At 55.0% G+C, this 13626-nt stretch carries 14 protein-coding genes; 3 read left to right on the forward strand and 11 right to left on the reverse strand.

The window, feature by feature from the left end; all coding sequences use genetic code 11:
• Positions 1 to 50 precede the first annotated feature (50 nt).
• The 6 genes from rpmG to gltX all read right to left on the reverse strand — a co-directional run bounded on the left by rpmG (position 51) and on the right by gltX (position 5263).
• A complete protein-coding gene (gene rpmG, locus ABFZ83_RS04120) occupies positions 51 to 218 on the reverse strand; it encodes a 50S ribosomal protein L33 (RefSeq protein ID WP_369314097.1) in 168 nt (55 codons plus the stop codon).
• 121 nt (positions 219 to 339) lie between these two features.
• Positions 340 to 765: a DUF983 domain-containing protein gene (locus ABFZ83_RS04125; RefSeq protein ID WP_411818161.1), complete on the reverse strand. Its 426-nt coding sequence runs from the start codon at positions 763 to 765 to the stop codon at positions 340 to 342.
• A gap of 149 nt (positions 766 to 914) precedes the next feature.
• Complete coding sequence (gene purB / locus ABFZ83_RS04130; RefSeq protein ID WP_411818162.1) at positions 915 to 2219, reverse strand: adenylosuccinate lyase; 1305 nt, start codon at positions 2217 to 2219, stop codon at positions 915 to 917.
• Positions 2220 to 2423: a hypothetical protein gene (locus ABFZ83_RS04135; RefSeq protein ID WP_411818163.1), complete on the reverse strand. Its 204-nt coding sequence runs from the start codon at positions 2421 to 2423 to the stop codon at positions 2220 to 2222.
• A gap of 33 nt (positions 2424 to 2456) precedes the next feature.
• On the reverse strand, positions 2457 to 3761 hold the full coding sequence (gene gltA / locus ABFZ83_RS04140; RefSeq protein WP_411818164.1) for a citrate synthase: 1305 nt from the start codon (positions 3759 to 3761) through the stop codon (positions 2457 to 2459).
• Positions 3762 to 3844: 83 nt separating this feature from the next.
• A complete protein-coding gene (gltX, locus tag ABFZ83_RS04145; RefSeq protein WP_411818165.1) occupies positions 3845 to 5263 on the reverse strand; it encodes a glutamate--tRNA ligase in 1419 nt (472 codons plus the stop codon).
• Between the two features lie 112 nt (positions 5264 to 5375).
• Between gltX and ABFZ83_RS04150 the strand changes: the two genes are divergently transcribed.
• On the forward strand, positions 5376 to 7544 hold the full coding sequence (locus ABFZ83_RS04150; RefSeq protein WP_411818166.1) for a ComEC/Rec2 family competence protein: 2169 nt from the start codon (positions 5376 to 5378) through the stop codon (positions 7542 to 7544).
• A 55-nt stretch (positions 7545 to 7599) separates the two neighbouring features.
• On the opposite strand, the gene lexA is transcribed toward ABFZ83_RS04150, so the two are convergent.
• Positions 7600 to 8334 carry a transcriptional repressor LexA gene (gene lexA, locus ABFZ83_RS04155; protein WP_411818167.1) on the reverse strand — a complete coding sequence of 245 codons (735 nt, stop codon included), beginning with the start codon at positions 8332 to 8334 and terminating at the stop codon, positions 7600 to 7602.
• Positions 8335 to 8532: 198 nt separating this feature from the next.
• Positions 8533 to 9426, reverse strand: coding sequence for a LysR family transcriptional regulator (locus tag ABFZ83_RS04160; RefSeq protein ID WP_411818168.1), 894 nt, complete (start codon positions 9424 to 9426; stop codon positions 8533 to 8535).
• A gap of 103 nt (positions 9427 to 9529) precedes the next feature.
• On the opposite strand from ABFZ83_RS04160, the gene ABFZ83_RS04165 reads away from it, so the two are divergent.
• Positions 9530 to 10027, forward strand: a complete 498-nt coding sequence (locus ABFZ83_RS04165; RefSeq protein WP_411818169.1) for a lactoylglutathione lyase family protein — start codon at positions 9530 to 9532, stop codon at positions 10025 to 10027.
• Positions 10028 to 10085: 58 nt separating this feature from the next.
• On the opposite strand, the gene trpC is transcribed toward ABFZ83_RS04165, so the two are convergent.
• From trpC to ABFZ83_RS04180, 3 genes are read right to left on the reverse strand one after another with little or no spacing between them, the layout of a single operon-like run.
• On the reverse strand, positions 10086 to 10883 hold the full coding sequence (gene trpC / locus ABFZ83_RS04170; RefSeq protein ID WP_411818170.1) for an indole-3-glycerol phosphate synthase TrpC: 798 nt from the start codon (positions 10881 to 10883) through the stop codon (positions 10086 to 10088).
• The gene (gene trpD, locus ABFZ83_RS04175) at positions 10880 to 11899 is read right to left on the reverse strand and encodes an anthranilate phosphoribosyltransferase (RefSeq protein WP_411818171.1); all 1020 of its coding nucleotides are present in this window, start codon (positions 11897 to 11899) and stop codon (positions 10880 to 10882) included. The genes trpC and trpD overlap by 4 nt, the downstream gene beginning before the upstream one ends.
• Positions 11896 to 12477 (reverse strand): anthranilate synthase component II, encoded by a 582-nt coding sequence (locus ABFZ83_RS04180; protein ID WP_411818172.1) that lies wholly within the window; start codon positions 12475 to 12477, stop codon positions 11896 to 11898. Before ABFZ83_RS04180 ends, trpD begins: the two co-directional genes overlap by 4 nt.
• A gap of 133 nt (positions 12478 to 12610) precedes the next feature.
• On the opposite strand from ABFZ83_RS04180, the gene ABFZ83_RS04185 reads away from it, so the two are divergent.
• Positions 12611 to 13621, forward strand: a complete 1011-nt coding sequence (locus tag ABFZ83_RS04185) for a divergent polysaccharide deacetylase family protein (protein WP_411818173.1) — start codon at positions 12611 to 12613, stop codon at positions 13619 to 13621.
• Positions 13622 to 13626 lie beyond the last annotated feature (5 nt).

Raw genomic sequence — 13626 nt, forward strand, 5'->3', positions numbered from 1 at the left:
AAAAAGCCGCCCGAAAAGGCGGCTTCTTAAATTCGTAAGGGCAGGCGATCTTACTTGATCTTGCCTTCCTTGAATTCAACATGCTTGCGCGCAACCGGATCGTACTTTTTCAGCACGAGTTTCTCGGTCATTGTACGAGTGTTTTTCTTCGTGACGTAGAAAAAGCCTGTGCCGGCAGAAGAGTTGAGCCGAATTTTTACTGTTGTTGGCTTAGCCATGAGTCGCTCCTCAGCGCCGAAATTCTCTTAAAACGAGCGCGGAACATACAGCCAGACCTTTAAGTGTCAAGTCAGAAACCGCGCTTTTAAAGGTCTAGGGGCCTAAAACCGCTCGAAAGCCCTAGGCGTCGGCTTTGGGGTCCGCATCCGGGCCGCCAAAACCATGCATCCGATTCGCCCATTGCAGGCCGATCATCGCGCCTTTGGCGATGGGCAGGGTAAACCAAGATGAAATCAGGAGAATCGGCAGCCATGCCAAAAACTGGACCCACATGGCAGGATCGAACTCCGCCTCAACCCAGAGGGCAACGGGAATGATGATATGGCCAACCAGCATGATGGTCAGATAGGGCGGGGCGTCATCAGCGCGGTGACCGCGGAAATCCTGGCCGCAAACGCCACATTCATCGTGGTTTTTGACATAGCTCTTGAACAGCTTGCCTTCGCCGCATTTCGGGCATTTGCCCATCATGCCGCGTTTCATGGCCTCCCAGACGGGGCGCTTTTCAGTCGCGGTACCACCAAAGGTATTGAGTGCGTTTGTCATGGCTAACCTTTTTCAACGTGGCGCTGTTTATGGGCATGGGGCCATATGGCCTCAATATGCCGAAAGCGCGCAAGGGCAATCTGCCACAGCAAAAGCCGCCCCAAAAGGGCGGCTATTCTTTAGTTGATCAAAAGTGAGCCAGATAAAACCTAGTCTTTAAAGACCCGGTCAAAGATCACATCAACGTTTTTGGTGTGATAACCAAGATCGAACAGAACTTCGATTTCTTCGGCAGATAGCTTGGCCGTGACGTCGCTATCGGCTTTGAGGTTGTCGAGAAACGCGCCTTCACCCCGCCATGCAGGCATCGCATTGCGCTGTACCAGACGATAGGCTTCCTCGCGCGATGCACCGGCCTGGGTGAGGGCGAGCAAGACACGTTGCGAGAAAATAAGGCCGCCAAGACGGTCCATATTTTCCTGCATCCGTTCAGGATAGACCACGAGGTTCTCAACCACATTCGCAAGACGGTGTAGCGCAAAGTCGAGATGTACGGTCGTGTCCGGGCCGATGCCGCGCTCGACCGATGAATGGGAGATATCGCGTTCATGCCAGAGAGCGACATTTTCCATCGCCGGAATAACAGACATCCGCACAAGGCGCGCAAGACCCGTCAGGTTTTCTGTCAGGATCGGATTGCGCTTGTGCGGCATCGCCGACGATCCTTTTTGGCCTTTGGAGAAAAACTCCTCAGCCTCAAGAACTTCACTACGCTGAAGGTGGCGCACTTCAACCGCAAGCCGCTCGATTGACGAGGCGATTAAACCAAGCGCTGCGAAATAAGCCGCATGGCGATCACGGGGAATGACCTGTGTTGAAGCCGGCTCTATCTGAAGGCCCATTTTATCGGCCACATGGGCTTCGACCGATGGATCAATATTGGCGAATGTGCCGACCGCACCGGAGATCGCGCAAACCGCAATTTCTTCGCGCGCGAGTTCAAGCCGGCGTTTGGCGCGCGAAAATTCGGTGTAGAACGTCGCGAGCTTCAGGCCAAATGTTGTCGGCTCGGCGTGAATGCCGTGCGAGCGGCCAACACAGACGGTATCTTTATGTTCGAGTGCGCGTTTTTTTAGCGCTGCGAGAACGCGGTCCATGCCAGCGAGTAGCAGATCCGCCGCGCGGGTCATTTGAACCGACAGGCACGTATCAAGGACGTCAGAAGACGTCATGCCCTGATGCACGAACCGGGCTTCATCGCCGACGATTTCCGCAAGATGCGTCAGGAAGGCGATGACGTCATGTTTGACTTCGCGCTCAATCTCGTCGATCCGCGCGACGTTGAATTCGGCTTTCTCGCCCTTTTCCCAGATAACTTTAGCGGCCTCTTTCGGAATGACGCCAAGCTCGGCCATCCGGTCAGCCGCATGGGCCTCGATTTCAAACCAGATCCGGTATTTCGCTTCATCGGACCAGATCGCGGCCATCTCAGGACGCGTATAACGAGGTATCATTTAACGGCTCCGTTCGTGCGCGGATGGTGTTTCCGCGCTTATGTCATAATCAATATTAAGGGTGCCCATAGGGGCGTCACGTTTTTGAGGCGGGGCGGGCGGACGCGAATTTGCGCGCGTCCCCCAAATCCACCAGCCAATGCCAAGACCAATGGCAAAGGCGGTGAACAATAAAAACCACATATGAACTGCCAGCCAGAGCATTCGAGTTCCTTCCGTGGTTGTAAGCGCTAAATTTTAGCGCTTGTTGATGTCTACATAATCGCGCTGTGCAGCACCGGTGTAAATCTGGCGCGGACGCCCGATTTTCTGGTTCGGATCTTCCACCATTTCCGACCACTGAGCAATCCAGCCCACTGTCCGTGCAAGTGCGAACAGAACGGTGAACATTTCAGTTGGGAAACCAAGCGCACGCAGCGTGATACCCGAATAGAAGTCGATATTCGGATAGAGTTTCTTCTCAACGAAATATGGGTCTTCGAGGGCAATCCGCTCAAGTTCCATCGCAACTTCAAGAAGCGGATCTTCCTGAACGCCAAGCGCATCAAGAACTTCGTGGCAGGCTTTACGCATAACTTTCGCACGCGGATCGTAGTTTTTGTAAACCCGGTGACCAAAGCCCATGAGGCGGAATGGATCGGATTTGTCTTTCGCCCGCGCGATGAATTCCGGAATGTTGTCTACATGACCGATTTCTTCGAGCATGTTGAGCGCCGCTTCGTTTGCGCCACCATGCGCAGGGCCCCAAAGCGAGGCGATACCGGCTGCGATACAGGCAAACGGATTTGCGCCTGATGAACCCGCAAGGCGCACAGTCGATGTTGATGCGTTTTGTTCGTGATCCATGTGAAGGATGAAGATTTTGTCGAGCGCGCTCGAAAGCACCGGATTGACTTCATATTCTTCAGGCTGAACCGCAAAGCACATGCGCATGAAGTTTGATGTGTAATCAAGATCATTGCGCGGGAACACAAATGCCTGACCGATTGAATATTTGTACGCCATGGCCGCAATTGTCGGCATTTTCGCGATCATGCGATGGCTCGCGATCAAACGCTGTTTCGGATCATTGATGTCAGTTGAGTCGTGATAGAACGCTGAAAGCGCACCAACGACACCAACCATGATCGCCATTGGGTGCGCGTCACGACGGAAGCCGTTGTAGAAATTTTTGAGTTGTTCGTGGACCATGGTGTGCATGGTGATGGAACGATCAAAATCGACCAGTTCCTGATCGCTAGGCAGTTCGCCTTTTAGAAGAAGATAGGCAACTTCGATGAAATTTGAGTTTTCCGCCAGTTGGTCGATTGGATAGCCGCGATAGAGGAGAACGCCTTCGTCACCGTCAATATAGGTGATTTTCGATTCGCAGGATGCCGTAGAAGTGAAGCCAGGATCGAAAGTAAAAGCACCGGAATTTTTATAAAGCGCCCGGATATCGACGACGCTGGGGCCGTGTGTCGCTTGGAATACGGGTAGTTCTGTGGTTTTGCCAGAAAGTGTAAATGTAGCTGTATCTGTTTGATTTAAATCACTTTTCATTAATCAGACCTCTTCGTTTGCGGCGCGTCATCGCTTGTTGCGGCGCACACTAGCCAGTTTGTTGCATTGTTTCTAGTACCGGATCACTGGGCCTGATCCGAAAGCCGGGCTAGCGATTCCTCGCGCCCAAGCCCGTATAGCACCTCACCCAAGCCGGGCGAAGGGTGTCCTGCTGTTAAAGCTGCACGTGCAGGCTGGCCAATTGCGCCAAATCCGATGTTTCGGTCTGCGACAAATGTTTGCAGGCGTTCGTCAAGGGCGTCAGATGAAGTCCAAACAGCAGGATCTTCCAATAAAGCGACAATATCCGCCAGTATTTCTCTTGCGCCATCCTTTTTGAGCGGTTTTGCTGCTTTACCCTCGATCGTCAAAGGCCGGTCCAGAAGCAGGAAAGCGGCGGCTTTATTGATTTCGGCCAAGGTCGCGCAACGCGACTTCAAAAAGCTCACCGAACGGCGCAGACGTTCCTTTTTATCCGCATCAAGATGAGTTCCCCCGACCTCCAAGAACGGCGTTACCGCATCGATAAAGGCGTCGTCACTGAGCGCCGCAACATAATGGCTGTTCACATGGATGAGCTTGTCGAGATCAAGCCTTGAGGGTGATTTTCCGACCCCGGATAAATCAAACAGGTCTTTGGCGCGCTTATAGGAGATGATTTCTTCGTCGCCATGACCCCAGCCAAGGCGCAAGAGATAATTCGCCAATCCTTCAGGCAGGATGCCCATATCGCGATAAGCCTCGACCCCGAGGGCACCGTGACGTTTTGAAAGTTTCGCGCCGTCTTGTCCGTGAATAAGCGGAACATGCGCAAAAACCGGAACGTCCCAACCAAGCGCCCGATAGATTTGTGACTGGCGCGCAGCGTTATTTAAGTGGTCGTCACCGCGCACAACATGGGTAATACCCATATCGTGATCGTCGACAACAACCGCGAGATTATAGGTCGGAACCCCATCACTCCGTAGAATGATCAAATCATCGAGCGCCGCATTCGGGAACGTAACGCGGCCCTGAACGGCATCCTCGACAATGGTTTCGCCCTCTTGGGGTGCCTTGAATCGGATCGCATAAGGCGCACCGGCCGGCGCGGTTGCCGGGTCCGCTTCGCGCCATGGGCTTTCAAAGCGGATATTCGTGGCTTTCGCTTTTTCCCGTGCGGCTTCGAGTTCGGCGGGGGAGAGGTAACAGCGATAGGCTTTGCCTTCGGCCAGAAGCTGGTTGGCAATTTCTGCGTGACGCTCTGTGCGGGAATATTGGGAAACGGGCTCTTCGTCCCAATCAAGACCAAGCCAGGTCAGGCCATCAAGGATGGCTTGAACAGCGGCTTCGGTATGGCGCGCGCGATCCGTGTCTTCGATCCGCAACAGGAACTTGCCACCACGGCCACGGGCGTAAAGCCAATTGAAAAGTGCGGTCCGCGCACCGCCGATATGAAGATATCCGGTTGGGGACGGGGCAAAGCGCGTAATGACGGGTTTTGAATTGCTCGATTGCGGCATGACTTACAGGCCGACTCCTATTTGGGTATTGTCTGCGTGAGGGGGATAGCACAGGATTTTTGCCAGTGCCTATGCCATGTTTGGGAACTCAGGGCTAGAAGCGGCAAAAGACATGACGGTAGAAACCGCCCGTCCGCAGATACAACGCCCGATTGTGCGAGCAGTCAGCGGAATATCGGTGGCGCGTTGGCGGTTTTTGATTTCCCAGACCGCGCTTTTATGGGCGCGCACAGAGCTAAGGCGCATTTCAATCTGGTCGCCTGTCGCCATCGCAATCGGGGCGGGGGCGTATTTTGGTCTCAAACAAGAACCGCAAGGGCATATCGCTGTATCCGCGCTCGCGTTGCTGATCTTGGTTGCGGTGTTCGTGACACGGGCGTCCTCCTCCCGGATCGCGTTGTTGAAAATTCCCGTCTTTACGGCGCTGTTGACGGTGCTCGGCTTTGTTGCGGCCGATTGGCGAACGGAAAGGGTGTTTGCGCCGCAACTCAGCCGCGATCTGGGCATCAGGGAGATTTCCGGCCGATTGGAGACGTTGGAGGTGGGCGATAATGGCCGGCGCATTGTTATTGCGCTTGACCATATCGAGGGCATCCCCCCGGCGCAGCAGCCCGCGAAAGCGCGTATCACCTGGCGCGGGAAGGCCTTTGATACGCTGCCGGGCGATCACATCACCTTGCGCGCAGGGCTTTCGCCGCCGCCGCCGCCGGTCACGCCGGGCGGTTTTGATTTTGCGCGCCAGCTTTATTTCTATCGAATTGGTGCCGTGGGCTATGCGGTCACGCCGCCAATGGTAGATGGTGATGCGCCGCGGACGATAGGCCAACATCTGGCGACCAAGATCGAGATCATGCGTGTTGAGATGTTCACCCGGATTGTCACAAAAGCACCGGGCGAGGGCGGCGCGATCATTGCGGCGATTGTAACCGGTAAGCGCGACGCGATTTCAGAGCGTGCCGAGAATGTTTTGCGAGATACGGGACTTGCGCATTTGCTTGCGATATCCGGCCTTCATATGGGGCTGGCTACGGGGCTGGTGTTTTTTGTGGTTCGCGGCGCATTGGCGGGTATCGGGCCGATAGCCCTTCGCTATCCGATCAAGAAATGGGCGGCGGTGACGGCGCTCCTATCCGGTGCGTTTTATCTGGTTTTATCAGGGGGCGGATGGTCCGCACGGCGCGCTTTTATCATGGCGGCGATCATGTTTATCGCAATCCTTGTTGACCGGCGTGCCTTATCGCTGCGCAATGTTTCGGTCGCGGCCGTAATCATTCTTTTAACAACGCCAGAGGCGCTGTTCCATCCGGGGTTTCAAATGTCGTTTGCGGCGGTCACCGGATTGATTGCGACCTATGAATGGCTCGCATCCCATGCGACGCCCGACCAGCGATTTGGTTTTATTGCGCGTTTGCGGCGCTATTTAATCGCGCTTGCTGCGACCGATATTATCGCCGCCATCGCGACCGCGCCCTATGCGCTTTATCATTTCAATCGGGTCGCGCTTTATTCGCTTCCTGCCAATATGGCGGCTATGCCGCTCATGGGGTTCTGGATCGTTCCGACAGCGCTTGTGGCGCTGTTGCTCTCGCCGGTTGGGCTTGATGGTTGGGCATGGCGGCTATCGGCTTGGGGGATGGAAATCGTGCTCGGGATCGCATCGGAAGTTGCGTCATGGCGCGGCGCTGTTTCGGTCACCCCGCAATGGCCGCTCGGGGCGATGTTGGCGCTTACCTTTGGCGGGGTCTGGCTATGCCTTGCGCGTGCGCCATGGCGCTTGGCCGGGCTGCTCGCAATTCCGATTGCGTCGATCATGGTCGGCGTTGCGAAAATTCCGGCGATGTTTATCGCGCCATCCGGGCTGAATGCCGGGATCGTCACGGATGGCGAAATCGCGGTTTATAAAACCCGCAAAGACAGGTTTGCGATTGGCCGATGGAAAGAAGCCGCCGGTTTGGACCCGCTAAGCGCGAAAACCAGCGTCCTCAAGGAACATTATCCGTGTGATGAATGGGGATGCGTGGCCAACTTATCTCCCGACGTCACCGTCGCCTTTGTAACGCACAAGGATTCCTTGCCCGAAGATTGCGCGCGGGCCGATATCGTCGTTGCGTTTTATCCGGTGCGGCACATGGACAAAGAAGGCTGCAAGGCAAGGCTGATTGATCGGCGTGCTGTCTGGCGCAGCGGCGCACACACGATTTTTGTCGATGGAGAAAAGGTCAGACTTAAAACCGCAAATGAAATTCGCGGGCAGCGCCCATGGACCGCCGCAGCACAATGAACGCAGCACAATGACCGCAGCGCATTGACTGGCGCGCAATCGCGCCTGGGTCGATCTAGTGATACCGACGCATAAGCGCCACAAGTTTGCCTTGAACCGCCACGCGATCAGGGCCGTAAATCCGCGTTTCAAAATCAGGGTTCGCCGCTTCGAGCGCGACTGACGCACCTTTCCGGCGCAAGCGTTTCAGGGTTGCTTCCTGATCGTCGACAAGCGCAACGACGATTGCGCCGTTCTCGGCATCGCTGCACCGCTTGATGACCGCATAATCACCATCATTGATGCCCGCTTCGATCATCGACTCGCCCTCGACCTCAAGGATGTAATGCTCGCCGCCACCAAGAAAGGCTTCGGGTGCGGAGAAACGGTCAACCTCATGCTGGATCGCATCAATCGGCGTACCGGCGGCGATTTTACCGAGAACCGGAAGGTCAACACTGCCGGCAGCGGGGTGCGACGGTTGCTGCGTCCGGGCCGATGGACGCGATAATTGCCGCACGGGTTTGAAATTGGAATTGACGATCGCCGGTTTAAACCCGCGTTGTGTTGGCGCGGGCGGGGCGGCCGCCGTCATGTCGTCAGGCATTTTCAAGACTTCGAGCGCCCGGGCACGATGCGGCAATCGCCGGATAAACCCGCGTTCTTCAAGCGCCGTTATCAGACGATGGATCCCTGACTTGGAGCGCAGTTCCAGCGCTTCTTTCATCTCGTCGAAAGAGGGCGACACACCGCTTTCGGTGATCCGGTTGTTGATGAACAGTAACAGCTCATGTTGTTTTTTCGTGAGCATGGTCCGGCCTCGCATTCTTTTGGCCATCGCGCCAACGGGTATGGCAAAGCTCCATACAATTGGCAGCAGTGGCGAATAAGTGTTTGATCTTTCAACGCAAGGCTGTTTACACAGCCGAAACGACAAGAGAACAAAACAACAACGATGTTCTATTGTTGTTCTTTTTCCCCGTCAACTCCTAGTTGGATATGCGGGTCTTTATGAGCTGAGGCCTTTTGAGACCGACCGAATAAGATTGGCGACATTGTCTGCCCGCCGGGGCATCTGTCGGCCCAGCTTTTGAATCAACCACAGATCATGGTGGCAGCTGTGCTCAAGAGGCAGGACCTCTAGCTTATCGCGGTTCGGGAAACTATCGACCCCGCTTCGGGGAAGAAGCGTGTAGCCAATGCCTTCGGCCACCGGCGAAGGAATCTGGCTTATCTGATTGATATAGGCGCGAATGCGAAGCGATTCTGACCCGGCATAGCTGGTTGGAAAATTCTTCGGAAAGAGTTCATCAGCGTAAGTAAACCCATCGGGATGGGCGATAAAACCGAGGCGGTCGAGCGCAGCGAGAGTGATTTTTTCGCGCGCGGTCCCGGCTGGTGCGACCAAGCATAATTCTTCGCGACCGAGAAAATGCCCCTCAATGCGTGGGTTCGAAGGTTCCTGGCTGACAATGCCGAGATCGAAATCACCGCCAATAACCCCTTCGATGATCTTGTTTTGCGGTGTCGCTTCAAGCTTAAGGACCAGATGAGGGGCTTTCTGCATCGCCTTTATCAACGCTGGATAAAGCAGCATCGCAAAGCTACCGGAAGAGGCGATGACGACCTCCCCGGAATGCGGGTCGTCCTCGGTGATCAATTCGAACAGGCCATCTTCTTCTTTGCGGCGCTTCTGGCCAATGGCAAAAACCGCTTCCCCGGCAGGGGTTAGGGTAAAGCTTTTGCCTTGTTTGGTTATTAGTGGCTGGCCGACTTGCTCTTCTAGATTCCGTAGATGCTGGGAAACACCCGGCTGCGTCATGTTCAGTCGGGAGGCCGCGCGGGTGAAATGCGCGGTCTCACAAAGAACCGTAAAGGTTTCCAGCCATTTTGAATTCAACATGGATCATAAGTAGGCGTTATCATAAATAAATCAAATAATAATTTATAATACGCGCTAGCAGGGCCTATTTCAGTGTCTCCAGCAAATTGAAATGGAGACCACGATGCGTCCAACACCACGAAGCTTCTCACATATTGGCCTGTCAGTTCCGGATCTGGATGCTGCAGTTAAGTTCTATACGGATGTTCTAGGGTTTTATACCATCATGGAGCCCACCGAGATTGTCGAAGATGACAGTGCGGTAGGGCAAATGTGTACGGATGTTTTTGGGCCGGGCTGGAAGAAGCTGCGCATTGCGCATCTATCGACCGCAGACCGAATTGGCATTGAGCTTTTCGAGTTTACTGACAATTACGCACCAAAAGAAAACCTGTCGTTCCGTGAACACGGGATGTTTCACTTCGCCGTTCAGGACCCGGATGTCGAAGGGCTGCTTGAAAAAATCATCGCCGCGGGCGGCAAGCAACGTATGCCGATCAGAGAATATTTTCCGGGCGAAAAACCCTACCGCATGGTCTATGTCGAAGATCCGTTCGGCATTGTTTTCGAGCTATACAGCCACAGCTACGAGCTGACCTATTCAGCGGGTGCCTATCAATAAAAGGCATGGCGAAAAGCCGGTAGCGTAGTCCATAGGACTACGCATCTAGCGGCGCTTATCAGGCTGCGCTTATGGGGGCCAAAAGGATTTTGGTCGCCGCTTCGACGTCGTCATGGCGCATCAGGCTCTCACCCACAAGGAAGGCCTTCGCGCCGTGACCGGCCAGGGTCACAAGATCGGCGTGGGTGGAGATTCCGCTTTCACTCACCAAAAGGGCCGTGGGCGGAGCAAGCCGCGCAAGTTCAGCGGTCGTATCGAGCGTCGTGACAAAAGTTGCGAGATTTCGGTTGTTTATACCGATAAGGTCAGCATCCAGCTTGCTGGCGCGTTCCATCTCTTCGGGGTCATGGGTTTCAACCAGAACATCAAGGCCCCATTCTTTGGCGGCGGCCATGAGTTCACTTGCTTGCGCATCCGACAGGCAAGCCATGATTAGCAAGATGCAATCGGCACCCCATGCTCTGGCTTCGATCACCTGATAGGGGTCGATCATAAAATCCTTGCGCAAGATCGGCAGGGATACGGCTTTGCGGGCTTCACGCAGAAAATCAGGCGCACCCTGAAAGCTCGGTTTGTCAGTCAGAACCGAAAGACAGGCGGCACCACCAGCTTCATAGGCTTTGGCAATTTCGGTCGGATTGAAATCGGCACGGATTAGCCCCTTTGATGGGCTTGCCTTTTTGATCTCTGCGATCAGCGCAAAACCATCTGATGCTTTTTTCGCAAGGGCATTTTTGAAACCGCGTGCGGGACCCAAATCTCGCGCAAGGGTCTCAAGAGCGGCACTCGGGATATTCGCCTTGGCCGCTGCGACTTCGTCTTTTTTATAGGCAACAATATCGTCGAGAATGGTCATGATGTTTCGTTTGAAATTCTAACTAGATTTTCGAGCGCTGTCTTTGCGCTACCGCTATCGATGGATTGTTCCGCTAACCTTGCGGCGTCGTTGAGATTGTCCGCTTTGCCCGCAACGATCAGGGCCGCTGCTGCGTTCAACACCGAGATGTCGCGATAGGCAGATTTCTTACCGTCCAGAAGGTCACGCAGCGCAACGGCATTCTCCGCCGGATCGCCGCCAGTCAGGTCCGATGCCTTCGCGCGATCAAGACCCGCATCTTCCGGGGTGACGTCGAACTCGCGCACTTTGCCATTTTCTACGGCGGCCACATGGGTTTTGCCGGTCGTCGTTAACTCGTCGAGCCCGTCTTCGCCGTGAACAACCCATGCATTTGTGACGCCCAACAGCGGCATGACCTCTGCGATTGGCCGAACGAGATCGCGGGCAAAGACACCCATGACCTGACGCTTGGCGCTAGCCGGGTTTGATAGGGGGCCAAGCACATTGAACATCGTACGGACGCCCAAGGTTTTTCGCGCATTGACCACATGCCCGACCGCCTTGTGATGAAGGGCAGCGAACATGAACCCGACATTGGCTTCGGAAATGCAGCGGGTGATCAGCGCCGGCGGAATATCGAGTTTGACACCCACCGCTTCGAGAACCTCAGATGAGCCAGACTTGGACGAGGCGGATTTATTGCCGTGTTTGGCGACGCGCGCGCCCGCACCAGCGACGATCAGTGCAGCGGCCGTTGATATATTATAAGTGCCGGCACCATCGCCGCCGGTTCCGCATGTATCGACGACATCATCGGGCGCATCGACCTTCAGCGCATGGTCGCGCATCGTTTGTGCTGCCGCCGCGATTTCTTCGACCGTTTCGCCGCGTGCCCGAAGCGCGCAAAGGAAGCCCGCAATCTCGATATCATTGGCATTGCCCGAGAAGAGCGCATTCATCGCTTCGCGCATTTCATCAGGCGTCAGCGGCGTCCCCGAGGTGGCGCGCGCCAAATGCGGTGTGAAGCTACTCATTTTGCTCTTACATCCGTCAGAAAATTCGAAAACATTTTGGCCCCATATTCGGTCGCGATGCTTTCCGGATGGAATTGCACACCGACAATCGGCAAGGACCGATGCGCCACGGCCATGATCTCGTTATCATCGTCCGCTTGCGCGGTAATGGTCAGTTCCTTCGAAAGGCTGGCCCGGTCCGCGACCAGCGAATGATAACGAACAGCCGTGAAGGGCGAGGGCATCTCCGCAAAAACACCGCCGCCGTCATGAATGATCTCGCAGGTTTTGCCGTGCATCAGCTTGCCAGCGCGCTTAATGATCCCGCCGAAACTCTGCGTAATAGACTGCATCCCAAGGCAGACCCCGAAAATTGGCGTGCCGGATTCCTTTGCGGCATCCACAAGATCAAGGCAGATCCCGGCTTCGTTGGGGGTGCATGGGCCCGGCGAAAGCACAATCGCCTCAGCGCCCATGGCAATTGCTTCCTGGGCGGTCAGGGCGTCGTTACGAACCACCTTTGTATCTTCGCCCAATTCGCCTATGAGGTGAACAAGGTTAAAGGTGAAGCTGTCATAGTTGTCGATCAATAGGATCATTAGAGCCGAGAATCAGTGATAGTGACCAAAGAATAACGGTTTAACGCCACCACCCGCATGTGCAAGCGCGGAATGGAATTGGTGTCAGTCAAAAAATGAAGATGACGGCGGCGCAAAGATAAGAATGACGCGAATGCGCAAACATAAAAAGCGGGGAAAATCGCCAGACTATGCCGGAAATGCCGGCATTATCGCGACGATTGCCATCGCTTTCGCGGGCGTCATTGTTGGCTCGCTCTCTGCCTATCTGGGGCAGAAAGGCGCAGATGCCGCGGCGAGTGCGAGTACCAATCCGGTCAGGGTTTCGAGCAAAATCGTCGATAAAGCGCAAATTGACCGGGAAAAGCTGATTTCGAGAATTTTAGCGGGCGAGGCACCGCCAGAGCGATTAACCCCGCCGCGGAGTACCAATCTATTGGGGGCGGACACCGAAAAGCCGAAAATCATCCTTATCATCGACGATCTGGGGATTGATCGCCGGGCAAGCCAAAAAGCGATTGACCTTCCGGGGCCGATTACCTTTTCGTTTCTGCCTTATGGAAAACATACGCTCGACCTAACCAATGCCGCCCATCAGCGCGGTGCCGAGATCATGTTGCATTTGCCGATGGAGCCGCAAGGATCTGCGGACCCCGGTCCGAAGGCACTGGTGTCAGGTATGACGGGTGCGGAGTTTTTGAAAAATCTCGAATGGAACCTGTCGCGTTTTGGCGGGTATAGCGGCGTCAATAATCATATGGGGTCAAAGCTGACCACCGATGTCGCCGCGATGAAAACCCTGCTTTCCTATCTCAACCACAAAGAATTGTTCTTCCTCGACTCCGTCACCACCAGCGATACGGCTGTGCGCCGGGCGGCGAGAGAAATCGGCGTCAGCGTCTATTCGCGAGATGTGTTTCTTGATGATGTGGTTGGCGATCCCGAGGAAGTGAAAAAGCAATTGGCCTTGGCAGAGCGGATTGCCCGCGAAACGGGCTATGTTGTCGTGATTGGCCATCCGCGCCGCGAAACACTTGATGTATTAGGCCCGTGGCTGACGACCGCGAGTGCGCGCGGATATGAGCTGGCCTATGCCAGCGCGCTCACCACTATGGGCACGTCGGGACCGGTTCAAATTGCGAGCGCACCAAAGATACGGTTCTGATTTAG

The sequence above is a fragment of the Hyphococcus formosus genome (assembly GCF_046736345.1).
In the GTDB taxonomy this organism is placed as follows: Bacteria; Pseudomonadota; Alphaproteobacteria; order Caulobacterales; family Parvularculaceae; genus Hyphococcus; species Hyphococcus formosus.

Bases quoted from the DNA above. Each gene is read 5' to 3' on its own strand.
- ABFZ83_RS04165 (WP_411818169.1), top strand. From the start codon at position 9,530: ATGCGTCCAACACCACGAAGCTTCTCACATATTGGCCTGTCAGTTCCG.
- purB (WP_411818162.1), bottom strand. From the start codon at position 2,219: ATGATACCTCGTTATACGCGTCCTGAGATGGCCGCGATCTGGTCCGAT.
- ABFZ83_RS04150 (WP_411818166.1), top strand. From the start codon at position 5,376: ATGACGGTAGAAACCGCCCGTCCGCAGATACAACGCCCGATTGTGCGA.
- trpD (WP_411818171.1), bottom strand. From the start codon at position 11,899: ATGAGTAGCTTCACACCGCATTTGGCGCGCGCCACCTCGGGGACGCCG.
- ABFZ83_RS04185 (WP_411818173.1), top strand. From the start codon at position 12,611: ATGCGCAAACATAAAAAGCGGGGAAAATCGCCAGACTATGCCGGAAAT.
- trpC (WP_411818170.1), bottom strand. From the start codon at position 10,883: ATGACCATTCTCGACGATATTGTTGCCTATAAAAAAGACGAAGTCGCA.
- gltX (WP_411818165.1), bottom strand. From the start codon at position 5,263: ATGCCGCAATCGAGCAATTCAAAACCCGTCATTACGCGCTTTGCCCCG.
- ABFZ83_RS04180 (WP_411818172.1), bottom strand. From the start codon at position 12,477: ATGATCCTATTGATCGACAACTATGACAGCTTCACCTTTAACCTTGTT.
- gltA (WP_411818164.1), bottom strand. From the start codon at position 3,761: ATGAAAAGTGATTTAAATCAAACAGATACAGCTACATTTACACTTTCT.
- rpmG (WP_369314097.1), bottom strand. From the start codon at position 218: ATGGCTAAGCCAACAACAGTAAAAATTCGGCTCAACTCTTCTGCCGGC.
- ABFZ83_RS04135 (WP_411818163.1), bottom strand. From the start codon at position 2,423: ATGCTCTGGCTGGCAGTTCATATGTGGTTTTTATTGTTCACCGCCTTT.
- lexA (WP_411818167.1), bottom strand. From the start codon at position 8,334: ATGCTCACGAAAAAACAACATGAGCTGTTACTGTTCATCAACAACCGG.
- ABFZ83_RS04125 (WP_411818161.1), bottom strand. From the start codon at position 765: ATGACAAACGCACTCAATACCTTTGGTGGTACCGCGACTGAAAAGCGC.
- ABFZ83_RS04160 (WP_411818168.1), bottom strand. From the start codon at position 9,426: ATGTTGAATTCAAAATGGCTGGAAACCTTTACGGTTCTTTGTGAGACC.